The following is a 19,115-nucleotide window of genomic DNA, read 5'->3' as shown; positions in this document are numbered from 1 at the left end:
CGCGGGCTCGGCTCGTCCCGCGCGGGCTCGGCTCGTCCCGCGCGGGCTCGGCTCGTCCCGCGCGGGCTCGGCTCGTCCCGCGCGGGCTCGGCTCGTCCCGCGCGGGCTCGGCTCGACCCCGCGAACTCGCTTCGCTCCCTGCAGGCGAGGTGTGTTCTCCCAGATCCCCCGCAGGACCACAGCGTGGGGCGAGCGAGAGATCGACGATGGGAGCCGCGCCACACTGCTGCGCATGGGCGGCGTCAACCGAACTCGTGCGCACGTGCGCGCCGAAACGCGATCACCGAGGGACCACTCGAGAACCGGCAACGGCGACCAGGGGCCGGGGATGAAGGGCCAGAGGCACGGGGTCCTGAGTGAGCGGCTCGCAGTAGGGGGCCCGGGACGTCCTGGTCCCGCGCCGGAGGTCGGGTCGGTCCCGTCGATGAGAGCGACGTTCGAATTCCCGTCACGCTGCATCCTGGCGTCGGGCGGCGGTCAGGTCGCACGAGTTACAGGGCGTAGTGGTTCCGCGCCGCCGGTCGGTCAGGGATGATCGGCCAGAACAACGCGGCGTGAGCCTCGTCACGTCTCTAGCGGACACTCCCCCGTCGCAGCGACGGACGGATGCCAGGCGCTGCTCGGCGATCGTCTGCCGATACGCCCGGTCCACGAACCCCGGGCGCACGACGAAGGGCGCCGATCCGGAGATCGACGCCCTGTCGAATGGCTCTGTCGCCCTAGTGGGCGAAGTTGCCTCGGTAGTACTCGTAGACCCAGCCGACCAGTGCCACAGCCGTGAGGGCCGCACCGATGTAGATGATCCACATGCCCACAGCGAGGGCCAGGAAGATCAGGCTGCAGCCGGCGGCCAGGATGATGGGCCACCAGGACCACGGGCTGAAGAAACCCATCTCGGGGTCGCCGTCGTCGATGTTGGCGTCCAGACGGTCCTCAGGCAGCTCGCCACCCTGGGTGGCGTGGGAGCGACCCATGTAGAAAGCCAGGAAGGCACCCAACATGCCGGCCAGACCGATGCCGAGCGTGCCGGCCCATTCGACCTTGCCCGTGTCGAGCAGGCTCCAGAGCACGTAGACCGCGCACATCAGGAAGAAGAAGATCGCGAGGATCCAGAACAGCGTCGCGTTGGTCTTCATCGGGGCTACTTCACTTTCTCGCTGGACGCGTCGTAGGTCGGCGCGTCAGGCGCGTCCTTGACGGGGCCGATGCCCACGGGCAGGCCCGCCTCGGGGTGGTTCAGGTCGAACGCAGGCGACTCGGAACGGATGCGCGGGATCGATGTGAAGTTGTGGCGCGGCGGCGGGCAGGACGTGGCCCACTCGAGCGAGCGGGAGTAACCCCACGGGTCGTTGACCTCGACCTTGGGCGCACGACGCGCAGTGATGTACACGTTGTAGAGGAACGGCAGGATCGAGATGCCGAGCAGCATGGCTCCGATGGTCGAGAGCTGGTTCATCCAGGTGAAGTGGTCCTCGGGCTGGTACGTGGCGTACCGACGGGGCATGCCCATGACGCCGAGCCAGTGTTGGACGAGGAACGTCGTGTGGAATCCGACGAAGAGCATCCAGAAGTGGATCTTGCCGAGCCGCTCGTTGAGCATCTTGCCCGTCCACTTCGGCCACCAGAAGTAGAAGCCGGAGAACATGGCGAACACGACGGTGCCGAACACGACGTAGTGGAAGTGGGCCACGACGAAGTAGGTGTCGGACACGTGGAAGTCGAGCGGAGGCGAGGCGAGGATGACGCCCGTCAGACCACCGAAGGTGAAGGTGATGAGGAAGCCGATCGCCCAGAGCATGGGGGTCTCGAAGGTGACCGACCCGCGCCACATCGTGCCGATCCAGTTGAAGATCTTCACGCCGGTGGGGACGGCGATGAGCATCGTCATCAGCGAGAAGAAGGGCAGCAGCACCGAACCGGTGACGTACATGTGGTGTGCCCAGACGGTCACCGACAGGGCCGCGATCGAGATGGTCGCGTAGACGAGCGTCTTGTACCCGAAGATCGGCTTGCGGCTGAACACCGGGAACACCTCGGACACGATGCCGAAGAACGGCAGGGCGATGATGTAGACCTCGGGGTGGCCGAAGAACCAGAACAGGTGCTGCCAGAGGATCGCGCCGCCGTTGGCCGGGTTGAACACCTGGGCGTCGAACACGCGGTCGAAGCCGAGGCCGAAGAGGGCGGCGGCGAGGACCGGGAACGCCATGATGACGAGGATCGACGTGATCAGGGTGTTCCAGGTGAAGATCGGCATGCGCCACATGGTCATGCCGGGGGCGCGCATCGACACGATGGTGGTGATGAAGTTCACCGAGCCCAGGATGGTGCTGAACCCGGTCAAGCCGAGTCCGAACACCCAGAGGTTGCCGCCGAGTCCCGGCGAGAAGGTCGTGTCGCTCAACGGCGCGTAGGCGAACCAACCGAAGGACGCCGCACCCTGCGGGGTGAGGAAGCCGGCCACGGCGATGATCGAGCCGAACGAGTAGAGCCAGAAGGCGAAGCCGTTGAGCCGCGGGAAGGCGACGTCGGGTGCACCGATCTGCAAGGGCATGAGCACGTTCGCGAAGCCCGAGAAGAGGGGCGTGGCGAACATGAGCAACATGATCGTGCCGTGCATGGTGAAGAGCTGGTTGTACTGCTCTTTCGTGGCGACGATCTCGAGGCCCGGCGCGAAGAGCTGGGCGCGGATGATCAGCGCCATGACCCCGCCGAGGCAGAAGAAGAGGAACGACGTGATCAGGTACATGTACCCGATCGTCTTGTGGTCCGTCGACGTGATCCAGTTGACGACGACGTTGCCCTTGCGGCCGACCTTCGAGGCGCCGAAGTTCTGACCGGAGGACGTCCCGCCGGTGGTGGGACGGGTGGCGGTGGCTGAGCTCATCGAACCTGTGCCTTACTTCTCGGAGTCTTCGGTGCCGGCGGCGTTGGCGGGGGCCTCGGTGCCGGGCTGGTTGGTGTTGGTGTTGTACTGGTCGCCCAGGAGGCCGGTGTTGCCTTCGGCGTCGAGGGTCTGCAGGTACTGGTCGTATTCGGACTGCGACACGACCTTGACGTTGAACAGCATCAGCGAGTGGTACTCACCGCACAGTTCGGCGCATTTGCCGCTGAAGGTGCCCTCTTTCTCGGGCGTGAAGTACATCGAGTTCGTCTTGCCGGGGATCGTGTCCTTCTTATAGAGGAAGTCGATGATCCAGAAGGAGTGGGCGACGTCGCGCGACTTGAGGTCGATCTGGACCGTCTTGCCCACGGGAAGGTACAGCTCGGGGAGCTGGCTCTCGTCGATGGTGCCGTCACCCAGCTCTTGGGCCTGGATGCCCTGGTAATAGACGCTCTCGTCTTCGTTCTGCTGGTCGATGTAGTTGAAGTCCCAGGCCCAGCGCTTGGCGTAGACGTCGATCTTGACGTCGGGGCTGGCCGTCGGTTCTTCGATCGCCGCCTGGTCGCGGGCCGTGAAGGCGAAGAAGCCGAGGACGAGGATGAGCGGCACGACCGTGTAGAAGATCTCGATCGGCATGTTGTAGCGCAGCTGGACGGGCAGGCCGGTCTGGCCCTTGCGACGGCGGTAGGCCACGCACACCCAGATGATCAGGCCCCACACGATGACGCCGACGATCAGCAGCACGATCCACGAGGTGACCCAGAGGCCGATGACGCGGTCGACGTGGTTGGTCGTGCCCGCGGTGGTGGGCAGCCAGCCCTGGAGCTGGTCGGTGGTACACCCCGCAAGCACGAGAGCCAGGACGACTGCCATGGGGGCGGCAGCCCAACGAAGACGGCGGTTAGAGCGCACTGTGACCTCTCGGATGACACGACAGTGGGGGTGTTCCCAGTGTTGACGGGGACTTGCCTAGCTTACTCGCAGGATCGGGCGCCCAACGCACGGCGCGCGCCCAAAGCGTCTCGACGTCGAGCGAGAACCGGCTGCAGACGACGGAGGGGGCCATCCGTCCGGATGACCCCCTCGACGTGCCGGGCGAGCCGGCGCGTGCGATCAGTGGAAGCTGTCGCCGCAGGCGCAGCTGCCCTGGGCGTTCGGGTTGTCGATGGTGAACCCCTGCTTCTGGATGGTGTCCTCGAAGTCGATGGCGGCGCCGTCGAGGTAGGGGACGCTCATCTTGTCGACGATGACCTCGACGCCGTCGAAGTCGACGGTGGCGTCACCGTCGAGCATGCGCTCGTCGAAGTAGAGCTGGTAGATGAGCCCCGAGCAGCCACCGGGCTGGACGGCGACGCGCAGGCGCAGGTCGTCACGGCCTTCTTGCGTGAGCAGGCTCTTCACCTTGTCCGCGGCGGTGGACGTGATGGTCACGCCGTGCGCCTTCGCGTCGACGGGAGCGGTTGCGATGTCGGTCATGGTGCCTCCTTCGGGCCGGGTCGAGTGCGGGGCACTCGTCGTCGACCAGTGTAAGCAGCGGCGGGCCGGTTTTGTTCCGGACCCGCGCCTCCTCCGGTTCGTCCTCGACGACGAGGAGGCGCGGGTCGCGCCGGTCAGCCCCTCGCGTCCAGGCGCGCCAGCAGGATCGCCTCGCTCAGGATCGCCCGGTGCAGCACGCCCAGGTGCTGCGACTCGTTGGGGCTGTGGGCGCGGGTGTCGGGGTCTTCCACGCCGGTCACGAGGATCTGCGCCTCGGGGAAGGTGCGGACCAGGTCGGCGATGAACGGGATCGAACCGCCGATGCCGGTCTGCACCGGGGCCTCGCCCCAGCCCTCGGTCATGGCGACGGTCGCGTCGGCGATCGCCGAGCCCGACGTGTCGACCAGGAAGGGGTCGCCCTTGTCCACGTCGTCGATCCGGACGTGCGCACCGAACGGCGCGTTCGCCCGGATGTGCTCCTCAAGCGCGAGGTAGGCGTCGTCCGCGGTCTGTCCGGGAGCGATCCGGGCGCTGATGCGGACCGAGACCTCGGGGCTCAGCGTGTTGGACGCGTTCGCGACCGAGGGGGCGTCGATCCCCGTCACCGTGATCGACGGCTGCGACCAGACGCGGCTGAGGATCGGGCCCCGCCCGATCGGCGTGACCCCCTCGAGCAGCCCGCTGTCGTCGCGGAGTTGCTGCTCGCTCTGTTCCGGGTGGTCGGCGTCGCGGCTCGTGAGGCCGGCGACCGCCACGCTGCCCGCGTCGTCGTGCAGGGTCGCGAGCAGCCTCACCATGGCCATCATGGCGTCCGGGACGGCGCCGCCCAGCATCCCGGAGTGGGACGCGTGAGCGAGGGTGCGGACGGTCAGACGGAAGGTCACGTTGCCGCGAAGGCCCACGGTGATGGCGGGCACCGTCGTGCTCCAGTTGTCGGAGTCGGCCACGACGATGACGTCCGCGCGCAGGTCGTCCTGGTGCTGCACGAGGAACTCGGCGAACGACCTCGAGCCGAACTCCTCCTCGCCCTCGACGAAGAGCGAGACGCCGACGCGGAGGTCGTCACCCAGGACGTCGTGCACCGCTCGCAGGGCGGCCACGTGGGTCATCACGCCGGCCTTGTCGTCGGAGGCACCCCGCCCGTACAGCCGGTCGCCCTTGACCGTGGGCTCGAACGGAGGGGTGTCCCAGTCGGCGTCGTCGCCCTGGGGCTGGACGTCGTGGTGCGCGTAGAGCAGGATCGTCGGTCGACCGTCGCGGGCCGCGCGTCGGGCGAGGACGGCAGGCTGCCCGAGGGCGTCACCGTCGCCGATCGGTGCCCTGCTGACGGACACCTGGTCGAAGAGGCCCGTCCCCTCGACGAGTGCGGCCACGGCGTCCGCGCTGCGCCGGACGTGCTCGGGGTCGAAGGCGTCCCACGACACCGAGGGGATGCGCACGAGGGCGCCGAGGTCGGCGATCGTCGCCGGCAGACCCGCGTGCACGGCCTCCGCGAGTTCGCTGACAGTACGGGGATCGGTCGGTCGGACGGGATGCTGCGAGTCGCTCATGCAGCTAATCTTAGGAACTCGGACAACCCTGAGGACCTCCCGTGGCCAAGCCAGACAGCAAGACGACCCAGACGACCACCGTCGCCGAACCCGAGTCGACCGCGGTCGGCAAGGGTCGACCGACCCCCACGCGACGCGAACGGGAAGCCGCCAACCAGCGCCCCCTCGTCGCCTCGGGCAAAGAAGCCCAGAAGGCCCAGCGCGCCCGCCTCGCCGAGCAGCGCGACCGTGCCCGCATCGGGCTCGCCAACGGCGAGGAGAAGTTCCTGCCCGACCGCGACAAGGGGCCTCAGCGACGGTTCATCCGCGACCACGTCGACGCCCGGTTCAGCGTGGGCGAGGCCATGATCCCCATCATGGTCGTCGTCATCGCCCTGACCCTCGTCCAGTCGGCCGCGATCCAGTCCGTCACCCTGCTCGTTCTCTGGGGCTTCTTCGCCCTCGCCGTGGTCGACTGCCTGATCGTCGGTCGCAGCGTGAACCGCAAGCTCGCGGCGAAGTACGGCGCCGAGAACGTCCGCAAGGGCAACCGTTGGTACGCCGCCATGCGCGCGATGCAGCTCAAGCCCATGCGCCTGCCGAAGCCGCAGGTCAAGCGGGGCGAGTACCCGACCGCCTGAGCGACGGCGCTCCCCCACCGCCGGACGGCGTCACCCTCTGAGGGTGACGCCGTCCGTGCGTGGTGGGGCCGGAGCGACCGACCCGTCGGGTCGGACCCCGTCCGTCCGATCAGGCCCCGGCGCGACGGCGCCGCAGGGCCAGCAGGCCTCGGTTGACCTGCCGGGCCCAGAGCGGTCCTCGGTAGAGGAACGCGGTGTAGCCCTGCACCAGCGTCGCTCCGGCCCGGAGCCGTTCGTCGACGTCGACCGCGCTGGAGACGCCGCCCACCGAGATGACGCAGGTCTCGGCGGGGACGGACTCGCGCACGAGCTTCAGCACCTCGAGCGACCGGGCGGCCAACGGGGCGCCCGACAGGCCGCCCGCCCCCGCGGCCTCGACCACGGCGGCGTCGGTGTCGAGGCCGTCCCTCGAGAGGGTCGTGTTCGTCGCGATGACGCCGGCCAGGCCCAGGTCCGTCACCAGGGCGCCGATGCGACGGACTCCGTCGTCGTCGAGGTCGGGCGCGATCTTGACCAGGACGGGCGTCCGACCCGCGGCGTCGCGGACGGCCTCGAGCAGCGGGGCGAGCTTGTCGAGCTCTTGCAGCCCCCGCAGCCCCGGGGTGTTCGGCGAACTCACGTTGACCGCCAGGTAGTCCGCCAAGGGTGCCAGGAGGCGCGTGCTGGCCAGGTAGTCGTCGATCGCGTCGTCGACGGCCACGACGCGGCTCTTGCCGATGTTGACGCCGATGACCGGTCGGGACGACGCCGAGCGCGCCCTGCTGAGCTCGAGTGCCGCCGCGTGGGAGCCCGCGTTGTTGAAACCCATCCGGTTGACGACGGCGAGGTCGGGGACGAGACGGAAGAGGCGCGGGCGCTCGTTGCCGGGCTGGGCCCTGGCCGTGATGGTGCCCACCTCGACGTGGCCGAAGCCCAGCGCCCCGAGACCGGCGACGCCCTTGGCGTCCTTGTCGAACCCGGCGGCGACGCCGAACGGCGAGGCGAAGTGCAGCCCCAGGGCGTCCACCGCGAGCGACGGGGCCGGCGCCGTGAACCGCCCGACGAGCCCTGCCAGCCCCAGCTTCGGGATGGCCCTGATCACCCGGAACGCCAGGTGGTGGGCGTCTTCGGGGTCCATCTTCGCGAAGACGGCGTCGAACAGGACGCGGTACGGGGTGGTCACTCGTCGACCGACCGGGTCGGACGCGGACGCGAGGCGTGCTCTTCGCGCAGCTGACCGATCGAGGCCTCGAAGTCCTCGAGCGAGTCGAACGCCTGGTAGACGCTGGCGAAACGCAGGTAGGCGACCTCGTCGAGGTCACGCAACGGGGGGAGGATGGCCAGGCCGATGTCGTTGGCCTCGATCTGCGAGGCCCCGCTCGCGCGGACGGCCTCCTCGACCTTCTGGGCCAGGACGGCGAGGTCGCCGTCGGTGACCGGTCGCCCCTGGCACGCCTTGCGCACCCCCGAGATGATCTTGTCGCGGCTGAACGGCTCGAGGACGCCGTTGCGCTTCACCACGTTGAGACTCGCGGTCTCGGTGGTGCTGAACCGACGGCCGCAGTTCGGGCACTGCCGACGGCGTCGGATCGACGTGCCGTCGTCACTGGTGCGGGAGTCGACGACGCGGGAGTCGGGGTGACGGCAGAAGGGGCAGAACATGGTCCGGCCAGATTATCGGACCCACGGCCCGCCGACGGACGCGCGAGGAGCGGGTCGCTCGGCGGCCCCGATCACGGACGCGCGAGCCGGGCGGCGACGGCCTCGCCGTGGGCGGGCAGCAGCTCGGCGTTCGACAGGGCGACGAGACGGTCGGCCACGACCCCCAGGGCGTCGGCGTCGTACCGCACGACCTGTTGGGGCCGGAGGAACGTGAACGCCCCGAGCCCCGACGAGAACCGTGACTGTCCGCTCGTCGGCAACACGTGGTTGGAGCCCGCGAGGTAGTCGCCCAGGCTGACGGGGGTGTCGGGCCCGACGAAGATCGCCCCGGCGTCGGTGATGTCGGCCAGGACGGCATCGTCGTCGCGGGTCTGGATCTCGAGGTGCTCGGGCCCGTAGGCGTTGCTGAAGGCGGCCGCCTGCCGGAGGTCGTCGACCAGGACGACGGCGGACTGGCGCCCCGAGAGCGCCGTCCGGACCCGCGCCGCACTGAGGGTCCGGGGCACGAGGCGGATGAGCTCCGCCACGACGGCTTCGCCGAACGCCGCGGAGTCGGTCACGAGCACGGCCGAGGCCTCTTCGTCGTGTTCGGCCTGGCTGATCAGGTCGACGGCCACCAACGTGGCGTCGGCCGAGTCGTCGGCGATGACCAGGATCTCGGTCGCGCCGGCGACCGAGTCGATGCCCACGCGACCGCGGACGAGCTGCTTCGCGGCCGCGACGAAGTTGTTGCCCGGACCGGTGATGACCTGCACCGGTTCGAGTTCGAGCTCGGGCACGCCGTAGGCCAGGGCACCGATCGCGCCCGCGCCTCCGATCGCGTAGACCTCGTCGATGCCGAGCAGCCCTGCGGCACCGAGGATGACGGGGTGGACTCCCCCGGCGTGCTCACGCTGCGCCGGTGAGACGAGCGCGATGGACGAGACGCCTGCCACCTGGGCCGGGACGACGTTCATCACGACGCTGGACGGGTAGACGGCCTTGCCCCCCGGGACGTAGACCCCGGCCCGGGTGACGGGCTGCCAGCGTTGCTCGATGACCGCGCCGGGCGCGGGGCGGGTCGTGGTCGGCGCGGGCACCTGGGCCCGGCTGGCCTGCGTGACGCGCGCGATCGACTCGACCAGCGCCTCCTTGACCAGGGGGTCGAGGGCGACGACGGCGTCGTCGACGGTCTGCCGGGCCACCCGTAGCACCTCGGGACGGACGCCGTCGAAGCGAGCCGCCTGATCGCGCAACGCGGCGGCACCTCGCTCGCGCACGTCGTCGACGAGGCGCCGGGCGGCGTCCGTCGCGGCACCGACGTCGGCGTGCGATCGCGGGACGAGGTCGAGCAGTTGGGCGTGCGTCGGCGTGATACCGCGCAGATCTGTGGTCTGGATCATGGCCCGCCCAGCCTAGTCAGTAGGGTCGGGAGCATGACGGACGACGACCTGGCTGCCACCACCTCCCGCGACCCGCTCGAGGTCTTCAAGGAGGCGTTCCGACGGCACGCCGCCGGTGTCGCGGTCGTGACCGCCCGCGACGCCTCGGGCACGCCGGTCGGCTTCACGGCCACGTCGCTCGCGTCGTTGGCCGCCGTCCCGCCCCTCGCGACCTTCAACATGGCCCGCACGGCGAGCTCGTGGCCCGCCGTCGCCGAGACGGACGACGTCATCGTCCACCTGCTCGGCCTGCGCAACCGAGACCTCGCCCGGCGCATGGCGGGGCCCGCAGCCCTCCGGTTCGACGGCGACCACTGGACGGACGGGCCGAACGGCGTCCCGCTGCTCGACGGCGTCACCGCCTGGATGACGGGCACCGTCGTCGAGCGCGTGCCCGTGCACGGCAGCGCGGTCGTCGTGGTCCGCGTCGGCACGGGTAGCGTCGGCGAGGACGACGACGCCCTGCTCTACCACGACCGGCACTACCTGCGCCCCGTCCACCTCGACGACTGAGGATCGGCCACGGCCCGGACGGCCCGGTGCCTCAGACGAGGCAGCCGGGGCCCAGCAGGCTCTTCAGCTCGCCGAAGAGGTCGGCCGTCACGTCGACGGGCATGGGGATCTCGAACACCCGGGCGGCCTCGCCCTTCACCAGACGCAGGCGCACCTCGGTCGCCCCGGCATGACGACCGAGGACCGCGGCCAGTTCGGTGACCGTGTCGTGCGTCGCCCGGTGCTCGGGCATCTGCAGCAGCAGCGGCCCGTGGGTGACGCCGACGCCCAGGTCGGGCATGAACATGCTCGCGGCGTGCATGTTCATGCCGTCGTCGCGCACGCTGACCCGGCCCTTGAGCACGATGATCGAGTCACCCACGAGCGACGGCCCGAACTCTTGGTAGGTCTTGCCCAGGAACATGGCCGAGATCTCGCCCCCGAAGTCCTCGACGGTGATGATGCCGTAGGGGTTGCCGGAGTTCCGGGCGACGCGGTGTTGCACGCTGGTGATGAGGCCGGCGATGGTGACCGTCTCGCCGTCGATGGTCGCCGGATCGCTCGCCAGGATGTCGGTGACCGTCGTCTGGGCGTGCTTGGCCAACGGCAACTCGAGCCCCGCGAGCGGGTGGTCGGAGACGTAGAGGCCCAGCATGTCGCGCTCGAAGGCCAGCTTGTCGCGCTTGGACCACTCGGGACGCTCGGGCACGTGCTGGACGTCCTGGGGTTCGTCCCACAGGGAGTCGAAGTCGAAGCCGACCTGGCCGTTGGCCTCGGCCCGTTTCTCACCCACCGCCGCCTCGACGGCGGACTCGTGGATCTCGACCAGCGCCCGTCGGGTGGAGCCGAGCGAGTCGAACGCGCCGGCCTTCACCAGCGACTCGACGGTGCGCTTGTTCGCGACCGGCAGCGGGACCTTGCGCAGGAAGTCGTGGAACGAGGTGAACGCGCCCTCTTTCTGACGGGCGGCGATCACGTGGTCGACCACGTTGAAGCCGACGTTGCGCACGGCACCCATGCCGAAGCGGATGTCGTCGCCGACGGCGGCGAAGAAGCCGATCGACTCGTTGACGTCGGGCGGCAGCACCTTGATGCCCATCCGGCGGCACTCGTTGAGGTAGAGACCGAGCTTGTCGCGGGAGTCGCCCGTGCTGGTGAGCAGCGCCGCCATGTACTCGGCCGGGTAGTGGGCCTTGAGGTAGGCCGTCCAGTACGAGACCACGCCGTAGGCGGCCGAGTGCGCCTTGTTGAAGGCGTAGTCGGAGAACGGCAGCAGGATGTCCCAGAGCATCTTGACGGCGTCGGGAGAGAAGCCGTTGTCGAACATGCCCTGCTCGAAGCCGGCGTACTGCTTGTCGAGCTCGGACTTCTTCTTCTTGCCCATGGCACGCCGCAGGATGTCGGCCTGTCCGAGCGAGAAGCCGGCGACCTTCTGCGCGATCGCCATGACCTGCTCTTGGTAGATGATCAGGCCGTAGCTGGTCGAGAGGATCTCTTTCAGCGGCTCTTCGAGCTCGGGGTGGATCGGGGTGATCTCTTGCGCACCGTTCTTGCGCAGTGCGTAGTTGGTGTGGGAGTTGGCCCCCATCGGACCCGGTCGGTACAACGCGATGACGGCCGAGATGTCTTCGAAGTTGTCGGGCTTCATCAGTCGGAGGAGGCCGCGCATCGGGCCACCGTCGAGCTGGAACACCCCGAGGGTGTCACCGCGACCCAGCAGTTCGTAGGCCCCCCGGTCGTCGAGCTCGAGGTCTTCGAGCACGAGGTCGAAACCGCGGTTCGTCCGGATGTTGTCGAGTGCGTCGTTGATGATCGTGAGGTTGCGCAGCCCCAGGAAGTCCATCTTGATCAGTCCGAGCGACTCGCAGGCCGGGTAGTCGAACTGCGTGACGATCTGGCCGTCCTGCTCGCGTTTCATGATGGGGATGATGTCGATCAGCGGATCGCTCGACATGATGACGCCGGCAGCGTGCACGCCCCATTGACGCTTCAGACCCTCGAGTCCGAGGGCGGTGTCGAAGACCGTCTTGGCCTCGGGGTCGGACTCGACCACGGTGCGGATGTCGCCGGCCTCTTTGTACCGGTCGTGCTGTTTGTCGAAGATGCCCGTGAGCGGGATGTCCTTGCCCATGACGGCCGGCGGCATGGCCTTCGTCAGCTTCTCGCCCATGCCGAACGGGAACCCCAGCACCCGTGAACTGTCCTTCAGGGCCTGCTTGGCCTTGATGGTGCCGTAGGTGACGATCTGCGCGACGCGCTCGTCGCCGTACTTCTCGGTGACGTACTGGATCACCTCACCGCGGCGACGGTCGTCGAAGTCGACGTCGAAGTCGGGCATCGAGACGCGGTCGGGGTTGAGGAACCGCTCGAAGATCAGGCCGTGGCGGAGCGGGTCGAGGTCGGTGATGCGCATCGCGTACGCGGCCATCGACCCGGCGCCCGAGCCACGCCCCGGACCGACCCGGATGCCGTTCTCCTTCGACCAGTTGATGAAGTCGGCGACCACGAGGAAGTACCCGGGGAACCCCATGCCCGTGATGACGCCGATCTCGTACTCGGCCTGCTTGCGGACGTCGTCGGGGATGCCGTCCGGGTAGCGGAAGACGAGCCCCTTCTCGACCTCTTTGATGAACCAGGTCTCTTCGGTCTCGCCCTCCGGCACCGGGTAGCGAGGCATGTAGTTGGCCGAGGTGTTGAACTGCACGTCGCACCGTTCGGCGATGAGCAGGGTGTTGTCGCAGGCCTCGGGGTGGTCACGGAACAGGTGACGCATCTGCTGTGCGGACTTGAGGTAGAACTCGTCGGCGTCGAACTTGAAGCGGTTCGGGTCGTTCAGCGTCGACCCCGACTGCACGCAGAGCAGTGCCGCGTGGCTGGTGGCGTCGTGCTCGTGGGTGTAGTGCAGGTCGTTGGTCGCCACGAGCGGCAGGTCGAGGTCTTTCGCGAGACGCAGGAGGTCGCCCATGATCTGGCGTTCGATGCCCAGCCCGTGGTCCATGATCTCGGCGAAGTAGTTCTCGCGTCCGAAGATGTCTCGGAAGTCGGACGCGGCCTTGACCGCCTCGTCGTACTGACCGAGCCGCAGCCGCGTCTGGACCTCGCCGCTCGGGCACCCGGTCGTCGCGATGAGCCCGTCCGAGTACTGCGAGAGGAGCTCGCGGTCCATGCGCGGCTTGAAGTAGTACCCCTCGAGCGAGGCCCGTGACGACAGCCGGAACAGGTTGTGCATGCCGGCGGTGTTCTCGGACAACAGGGTCATGTGCGTGTAGGCACCCGAACCCGACACGTCGTCTCGTCCGCCGTCACCCCAGCGCACGCGCGTCTTGTCACCGCGGTGGGTGCCCGGGGTGACGTAGGCCTCGGTGCCGATGATCGGCTTGACGCCCGCGTCGGTCGCGGTCTTCCAGAAGTCGTAGGCGCCGAACACGTTGCCGTGGTCGGTCACCGCCACCGCGGGCATGCCCTGCGCCGCCGCCTCGGTGACCAACGGTTTGACCCGGGCCGCACCGTCGAGCATCGAGTACTCGCTGTGCACGTGCAGATGGACGAACGAGTCTTTGCTCGAGGCCACGGGGCTCCTCGTCTGGTGGTGGATCCGACAGCTGGGGGAACAGCCTAACTCCGACGGAGGACATCGAGGGCGTGCTGCAGGTCGGCCGGGTACGTCGACCGGTAGACGACGGGTTCACCCGTGCCGGGGTGCCGGAAACCGAGCTGGACGGCGTGCAGCCACTGGCGCGTCAGCCCGAGGGTGGACGACAGGGTCGGGTCGGCCCCGTAGGTCGTGTCGCCGACGCAGGGGTGCCGCTGCGCCGCCATGTGGACCCGGATCTGGTGCGTGCGGCCGGTCTCGAGGTGGATCTCGAGCAGCGACGCCGCGGGGAACGCCTCGACCGTCTCGTAGTGCGTGACCGAGGGTTTGCCGTCGACGACGACGGCGAACTTCCAGTCGGAGGAGGGATGACGTCCGATGGGGGCGTCGACGGTGCCGGTGAGGGGGTCGGGATGCCCCTGGACGACGGCGTTGTAGATCTTCTCGACGGTCCGCTCGCGGAAGGCCTGCTTCAGCGAGGTGTACGCCCGCTCGGTCTTGGCGACGACCATCAGACCGCTCGTGCCCACGTCGAGGCGGTGCACGATGCCCGCACGTTCGGAGGCGCCGGACGTCGACACGGTGAAGCCGGCCGCGGCCAGGCCGCCGAGCACGGTCGGCCCCGTCCACCCCACCGACGGATGGGCCGCCACGCCCACCGGTTTGTCGACGACCACGATCTCGTCGTCGTCGTGCACGACGGCCATGCCGGGGACCTCGACCGCGACGACGGCGGGTGCCTCACGAGGCGACCACGTGACGTCGAGCCAGGCGCCGGCCTCGAGCCGGTCGGACTTGCCGACGGTACGACCGTCGACGGTCACGCCCCCGGCGGCCGCGACCTCGGCGGCGAAGGTGCGGCTGAAGCCGAGCAGCTTGGCCAGGGCGGCGTCGACGCGTTCGCCGGCGAGCCCGTCGGGGACCGGCAGCGCCCGGGTCTCGCTCACGAGGCGCTCCGGCGGTCGGCAGGAGGCGCGGTGTCGGTCGCCCGCGTGCCGTCGCCGGTCGGCGCGGCGTCGGCAGGAGGTGCCGCGTCGCCCCGGGGCGGCTCGGCTCTGTACGGCTCGTCGGCCACCGCGGCCCGGGACTTCTTAGCGCTCGGGGCCCGCGTGCCGTCGAGCCCGATGCCGAGGAGGGTCAGCAACAGCAGCAGCCCCATGCTCGAGACGATGAAGACGTCGGCCACGTTGAAGATGGCGGGCAGCAGCGACGGGAAGTAGATGAAGTCGACGACGTGCCCCTGGCCGAACGAGGGCTCTCGCAGCAGCCGGTCGGTCAGGTTGCCCAGGGTGCCGCCGAGCAGCATGCCGAGCATGACGGCCCAGGCCAGCGACCGGATGCGTCGGGCCACGACGACGATCGCGACGGCGACCGCGGCGGCGGCGAGGGAGAAGATCCAGGTGGAACCGCTCGCGAACGAGAAAGCGGCGCCCGGGTTCTTGACGAAGTGCAGTTGGAAGAACTCGCCGATCACGTCGACGGAACCGCCTTCGACGAGCGTGCGGGTGACGAGCAGTTTGGTGCCCTGGTCGAGGCCGTAGGCCACGACCGCGACGAAGGCCAGCGTCGCGAGAACGCGGACGCTGGCCTTCGAGGTGGGCTCGTCGTTCGACAAGACCTAGTTCGAGCCGAAGCCCTGGGCGCTGGCCGGCGTGGGCCGGGCGGCCTCGCCCGTGCCGTCGCCGTCGAGCTCGTGCAGCTGGCCTTCGATGTAGCTCTTGAGCTTGGCGCGGTAGTCGCGCTCGAACGACCGCAGGTCGTCGATGCGACGCTCGACGCTCGAGCGCTCGGTGTTGAGGCGGTCGAGGATCTCGCGCTGCTGCGTCTCGGCGGCACCCACGATGTCGCGCGACTTGGTCTCGGCCTCGGCGACGACCTCGCGCTGCCTGGCCTCACCCTCGGAGACGAGGCGGGCGGCGGTCGCGTGCCCCTCGGCGATGAGGGCGTCACGCTTCTCGATGCCCTCACGAACGTGCTCTTCGTGCAGGCGACGGGCGAGCTGCAGGAGGCTGTTGGTGCTGCTGGTCTCGTCGTCCTCGGAGACCGCCGGTGCGGCGTACGCCGGAGCCGACGCGACGGCGGCGGGAGCTGCCACGGGCTCGGGCTCGACGGCCTCGGGCTCGGCCGCCTGCGGGGCGGAAGCCGGCGCGGGCGCCGAGGCCGGCGCCGGAACGCTGGCGACCGGGGCCGACGCGGGGGCGGCCTGGGCGGCCTGGGCGGCGGGAGCCGATTCGCCCGACGAGAGGCGCTGGCGCAGCTCGTCGTTCTCCTGGTTCAGACGTCGCAGCTCGGCGACGACCTCGTCGAGGAAGTCGTCGACCTCGTCTTGGTCGTACCCCTCACGGAACTTCGTCGGCTGGAACCGCTTGTTGACTACGTCTTCCGGCGTCAAAGCCATTGCCGTCACCTCGTGAATCTGTTGGATCGTGTGATCGTGGTCTGGGTCGTTCTTCTACACCGTAGAGGAGCGAGGCCCGGTCGGGCCGGGGTCGTGCCGTACGGGCGCTGGAGTGAGCCTACCCTGTCGGTCGCCTGCATCGTCGTCAGCCGAACGCCCGCAGGTTGCCGGCGACGCTCATGAGGATGATGACGGCCAGCATGACGATGCTCCAGCCGAAGTCGAGTGCGACCGACCCGAGTCGGACCGGGGGCAGGATCTTGCGCACCCGACGGATGGGCGGATCGGTCACGGTGTACGCCGCCTCGGCGAGCAGCAGCACCGGCCCCTTGGGCCGCCAGCCGCGACTGAAGGACTGGGCGAGGTCGAGGACGAAGCGCGCCCACATCAGCAGGAAGAAGATCAGGAGCAGGTAGTACGCGATCGTGGCGATCAGGGAGACGATCATCGGGGGGTCATCAGCTCACACGAGTCGGCGCGAGCGGGCTCGCGGTCGGGCAGGTCGTCACGTCGTCGCTGGAGGGTCACGACGGCGGACGCGTCACGACTGGGCGAAGAACGACGCTTCGATGTCGGACTCTACCTCAGCCTGCTCGCCGCTCACCGCGATGTGGGCCGGTGAGAGCAGGAACACCTTGTTGGTGACGCGCTCGATCTTGCCGTACAGACCCTGGGAGAGCCCGCTGGCGAAGTCCACCAGGCGACGGGCGTCGGCCTCGGTCATCTGCGACAGGTTGATGATGACCGGGATGCCGTCGCGGAAGCTCTCGGCGATGGCCTGGGCGTCCTTGTACTCGCGGGGGTGGACGGTCAGGATCTCGTTCATGTCGTGGGGCACCGTGTTCTTCGGGGGCGAGGAGCGACGCAGGGGCGTCACGGGGGCGCGCGTGGGCGCGGGAGCGGCCACGGGGGCCGAGTGGACCGGGGCGACGGGCGCCGGAGCCTGCGTGGCCGCCTGCGGTCGCGACGACTGCTGGGGCTGCGCCCGCTCGTGGGGCTGTTCGTCGTACTCGAGCTCTTCGTCGGCGAGGCCCAGGTAGACCATCGTCTTGCGCAGCGGGTTGGCCATGGTGTTCCTCCGAGTCAGTGGATCGTCAGGTCGACATTAACGAGCTTCGGGGCGAGAACCCGTGATTGCCGTGCCGATCCGTAGGTGTGTCGCGCCCTCGGCGACGGCTGCGGCGAAGTCCTGCGACATGCCGGCCGAGACGGCCGTGGCCGCGGGCTCGAGGGACCGCACCCGCTCGGAGACCGCACGGAGGCGCGCGAAGGCGGGGCGCGCCTCCTCGTCCAGGGGGGCGACCGCCATCACGCCGCGCAGCCGCAGACCCGGGGTGGCGAGCACGCGTTCGGCGAGCCGCTCGACGTCGCGCTCAGCGACTCCCCCGCGGCCGGGGTCGTCGGTCAGGTTGACCTGGACGAAGCCGTCGACCGTCGACCCGGAGTCGTCGGAGAGGGCGTCCACGACCGAGTCGCGGTCGAGGGAGTGCACGGCACTCGCGTACCGCCGGGCCTGTCTGGCCTTCTTCGACTGCAGCTGACCCACGAAGTGCCAGCGCAACCCGTCGAGGTCGGCGACCTCGGCCGCCTTGGACTGCGCCTCTTGATGTCGGTTCTCGCCGACGTCGCGCACCCCCAGGTCGTAGAGCGCCCGGACGAGCGCGACCGGGTGGAACTTCGTCACGACGATCGTCGTGAGTTCGCCCGGGGACCGCCCGGCCGCGCGGCAGGCGTCGTCGACGGAGGCGGCGACCCGGGCGAGTCGCTCGCCCAGGTCGCCGCCCACAGCCGTCGGATCGGTCACCCGTCGTTACTTGAGGAAGTCCGGGACGTCGAGGTCGTCGTCACCGTCGTCGAAGGCGGGGTCGACGGCCTGGGTCGCCGGTTCGTCGGGACGCTTCCAGGCGGCGGGCTCGTGCGTGGCACCGCTGTCGGCGATGGCCGAGACGCCCGACACCGACGTCGCCGTCGGCCCCTCGGAGTCGACGAAGCTCGAGCGACGGTCCTTCACCTTGGTCGAGGGCTCGCCGCCGTCGAATCCGGCCGCGATGACCGTGACGCGGACCTCGTCGCCCAGGGTGTCGTCGATGACGGCACCGAAGATGATGTTGGCCTCGGCGTGGACCGCCTCTTGCACCAGGCGCGCGGCGTCGTTGATCTCGAAGATGCCGAGGTTCGACCCGCCCTGGATGGACAGCAGCACCCCGTGCGCCCCGTCGATGCTCGCCTCGAGCAGGGGGGAGGCGACGGCCAGCTCGGCCGCCTTGATCGCCCGGTCGGCCCCGCGGGACGAACCGATGCCCATGAGGGCGGAGCCGGCCCCCTGCATGACCGACTTGACGTCGGCGAAGTCGAGGTTGATGAGACCGGGCGTGGTGATGAGGTCGGTGATGCCCTGGACGCCGGCGAGGAGCACCTGGTCGGCCGTGCCGAAGGCCTCGACCATGCTGATGCCGCGCTCGCTGATCTCGAGGAGACGGTCGTTGGGGACGACGATGAGGGTGTCGACCTCGTCCTTCAGCGCGGCGACGCCGGCCTCGGCCTGGGCCTGACGGCGCTTGCCCTCGAAACCGAAGGGCTTCGTCACGACGCCGATGGTCAATGCGCCGATGGACTTGGCGATGCGGGCGACGACCGGTGCGCCACCGGTGCCGGTACCACCGCCCTCGCCGGCCGTGACGAAGACCATGTCGGCACCCGCGAGGGCCTCCTCGATCTCTTCGGCGTGGTCCTCGGCGGCTCGACGCCCGACCTCGGGGTCAGCGCCGGCACCGAGGCCGCGCGTGAGCTCGCGACCGACGTCCAGCTTGACGTCGGCGTCGCTCAGCAGCAGCGCCTGGGCGTCGGTGTTGATGGCGATGAACTCCACCCCGCGGAGCCCCAGTTCGATCATGCGGTTGACGGCGTTGACGCCACCGCCGCCGACACCGACGACCTTGATCACGGCTAGGTAGTTATGGTTCGTTGTCACGTCCGGGCCTCCGCTTGAACCTTAACTCTGCAGTTGAAGGTTAAAGTTGTACATGGTATGCAAGTTCTGC

Annotated in this window: 18 protein-coding genes; 2 read left to right on the top strand and 16 right to left on the bottom strand. The window is 69.2% G+C overall.

The features are described from left to right. Positions 1-719 precede the first annotated feature (719 nt). The 5 genes from ABID81_RS14240 to ABID81_RS14220 all read right to left on the bottom strand — a co-directional run bounded on the left by ABID81_RS14240 (position 720) and on the right by ABID81_RS14220 (position 5,910). The gene (locus ABID81_RS14240) at positions 720-1,136 is read right to left on the bottom strand and encodes a cytochrome c oxidase subunit 4 (protein ID WP_354595440.1); all 417 of its coding nucleotides are present in this window, start codon (positions 1,134-1,136) and stop codon (positions 720-722) included. Between the two features lie 5 nt (positions 1,137-1,141). Continuing rightward, on the bottom strand, positions 1,142-2,887 hold the full coding sequence (gene ctaD / locus ABID81_RS14235) for an aa3-type cytochrome oxidase subunit I (RefSeq protein WP_354595439.1): 1,746 nt from the start codon (positions 2,885-2,887) through the stop codon (positions 1,142-1,144). A 12-nt stretch (positions 2,888-2,899) separates the two neighbouring features. After that, positions 2,900-3,796 (bottom strand): aa3-type cytochrome oxidase subunit II, encoded by an 897-nt coding sequence (ctaC, locus tag ABID81_RS14230; RefSeq protein ID WP_056256102.1) that lies wholly within the window; start codon positions 3,794-3,796, stop codon positions 2,900-2,902. A 201-nt stretch (positions 3,797-3,997) separates the two neighbouring features. Then, positions 3,998-4,360, bottom strand: coding sequence for an iron-sulfur cluster insertion protein ErpA (erpA, locus tag ABID81_RS14225; RefSeq protein WP_043594936.1), 363 nt, complete (start codon positions 4,358-4,360; stop codon positions 3,998-4,000). Between the two features lie 134 nt (positions 4,361-4,494). Then, complete coding sequence (locus tag ABID81_RS14220; RefSeq protein WP_354595438.1) at positions 4,495-5,910, bottom strand: dipeptidase; 1,416 nt, start codon at positions 5,908-5,910, stop codon at positions 4,495-4,497. 41 nt (positions 5,911-5,951) lie between these two features. Here ABID81_RS14220 and ABID81_RS14215 point away from each other — a divergent pair, with 41 nt between their 5' ends. After that, the gene (locus tag ABID81_RS14215) at positions 5,952-6,530 is read left to right on the top strand and encodes a DUF3043 domain-containing protein (RefSeq protein ID WP_354595437.1); all 579 of its coding nucleotides are present in this window, start codon (positions 5,952-5,954) and stop codon (positions 6,528-6,530) included. 109 nt (positions 6,531-6,639) lie between these two features. On the opposite strand, the gene ABID81_RS14210 is transcribed toward ABID81_RS14215, so the two are convergent. From ABID81_RS14210 to hisD, 3 genes are all read right to left on the bottom strand, one after another. Then, complete coding sequence (locus ABID81_RS14210) at positions 6,640-7,692, bottom strand: quinone-dependent dihydroorotate dehydrogenase (RefSeq protein WP_354595436.1); 1,053 nt, start codon at positions 7,690-7,692, stop codon at positions 6,640-6,642. Further along, complete coding sequence (nrdR, locus tag ABID81_RS14205) at positions 7,689-8,171, bottom strand: transcriptional regulator NrdR (RefSeq protein WP_194593762.1); 483 nt, start codon at positions 8,169-8,171, stop codon at positions 7,689-7,691. The genes ABID81_RS14210 and nrdR overlap by 4 nt, the downstream gene beginning before the upstream one ends. A gap of 71 nt (positions 8,172-8,242) precedes the next feature. Beyond that, positions 8,243-9,553, bottom strand: coding sequence for a histidinol dehydrogenase (gene hisD / locus ABID81_RS14200; RefSeq protein ID WP_354595435.1), 1,311 nt, complete (start codon positions 9,551-9,553; stop codon positions 8,243-8,245). 33 nt (positions 9,554-9,586) lie between these two features. Between hisD and ABID81_RS14195 the strand changes: the two genes are divergently transcribed. Continuing rightward, on the top strand, positions 9,587-10,105 hold the full coding sequence (locus tag ABID81_RS14195; RefSeq protein ID WP_354595434.1) for a flavin reductase family protein: 519 nt from the start codon (positions 9,587-9,589) through the stop codon (positions 10,103-10,105). Between the two features lie 31 nt (positions 10,106-10,136). Here ABID81_RS14195 and dnaE read toward each other — a convergent pair whose 3' ends face one another. The 8 genes from dnaE to ftsZ form a co-directional block, all read right to left on the bottom strand. After that, a complete protein-coding gene (dnaE, locus tag ABID81_RS14190; RefSeq protein ID WP_354595433.1) occupies positions 10,137-13,655 on the bottom strand; it encodes a DNA polymerase III subunit alpha in 3,519 nt (1,172 codons plus the stop codon). A gap of 44 nt (positions 13,656-13,699) precedes the next feature. Continuing rightward, a complete protein-coding gene (locus ABID81_RS14185) occupies positions 13,700-14,623 on the bottom strand; it encodes an RluA family pseudouridine synthase (protein WP_354595432.1) in 924 nt (307 codons plus the stop codon). After that, a complete protein-coding gene (lspA, locus tag ABID81_RS14180; RefSeq protein WP_354595431.1) occupies positions 14,620-15,291 on the bottom strand; it encodes a signal peptidase II in 672 nt (223 codons plus the stop codon). Before lspA ends, ABID81_RS14185 begins: the two co-directional genes overlap by 4 nt. 3 nt (positions 15,292-15,294) lie before the next feature. Next, a complete protein-coding gene (locus tag ABID81_RS14175) occupies positions 15,295-16,074 on the bottom strand; it encodes a DivIVA domain-containing protein (protein ID WP_354595430.1) in 780 nt (259 codons plus the stop codon). Between the two features lie 145 nt (positions 16,075-16,219). Beyond that, on the bottom strand, positions 16,220-16,522 hold the full coding sequence (locus ABID81_RS14170) for a YggT family protein (RefSeq protein ID WP_354595429.1): 303 nt from the start codon (positions 16,520-16,522) through the stop codon (positions 16,220-16,222). Between the two features lie 93 nt (positions 16,523-16,615). Beyond that, on the bottom strand, positions 16,616-17,143 hold the full coding sequence (locus tag ABID81_RS14165) for a cell division protein SepF (protein WP_354595428.1): 528 nt from the start codon (positions 17,141-17,143) through the stop codon (positions 16,616-16,618). Positions 17,144-17,179: 36 nt separating this feature from the next. After that, positions 17,180-17,878, bottom strand: a complete 699-nt coding sequence (locus tag ABID81_RS14160; protein WP_354595427.1) for a YggS family pyridoxal phosphate-dependent enzyme — start codon at positions 17,876-17,878, stop codon at positions 17,180-17,182. Positions 17,879-17,884: 6 nt separating this feature from the next. Further along, on the bottom strand, positions 17,885-19,045 hold the full coding sequence (gene ftsZ, locus ABID81_RS14155) for a cell division protein FtsZ (protein WP_354595426.1): 1,161 nt from the start codon (positions 19,043-19,045) through the stop codon (positions 17,885-17,887). Positions 19,046-19,115: the final 70 nt, after the last annotated feature.

It is taken from the genome of Frigoribacterium sp. PvP054, assembly GCF_040547465.1.
Lineage (GTDB): Bacteria > Actinomycetota > Actinomycetes > Actinomycetales > Microbacteriaceae > Frigoribacterium.
Note: the sequence above shows the minus strand (reverse complement) of the source record. Positions and strands in the feature narration are given on the sequence as shown.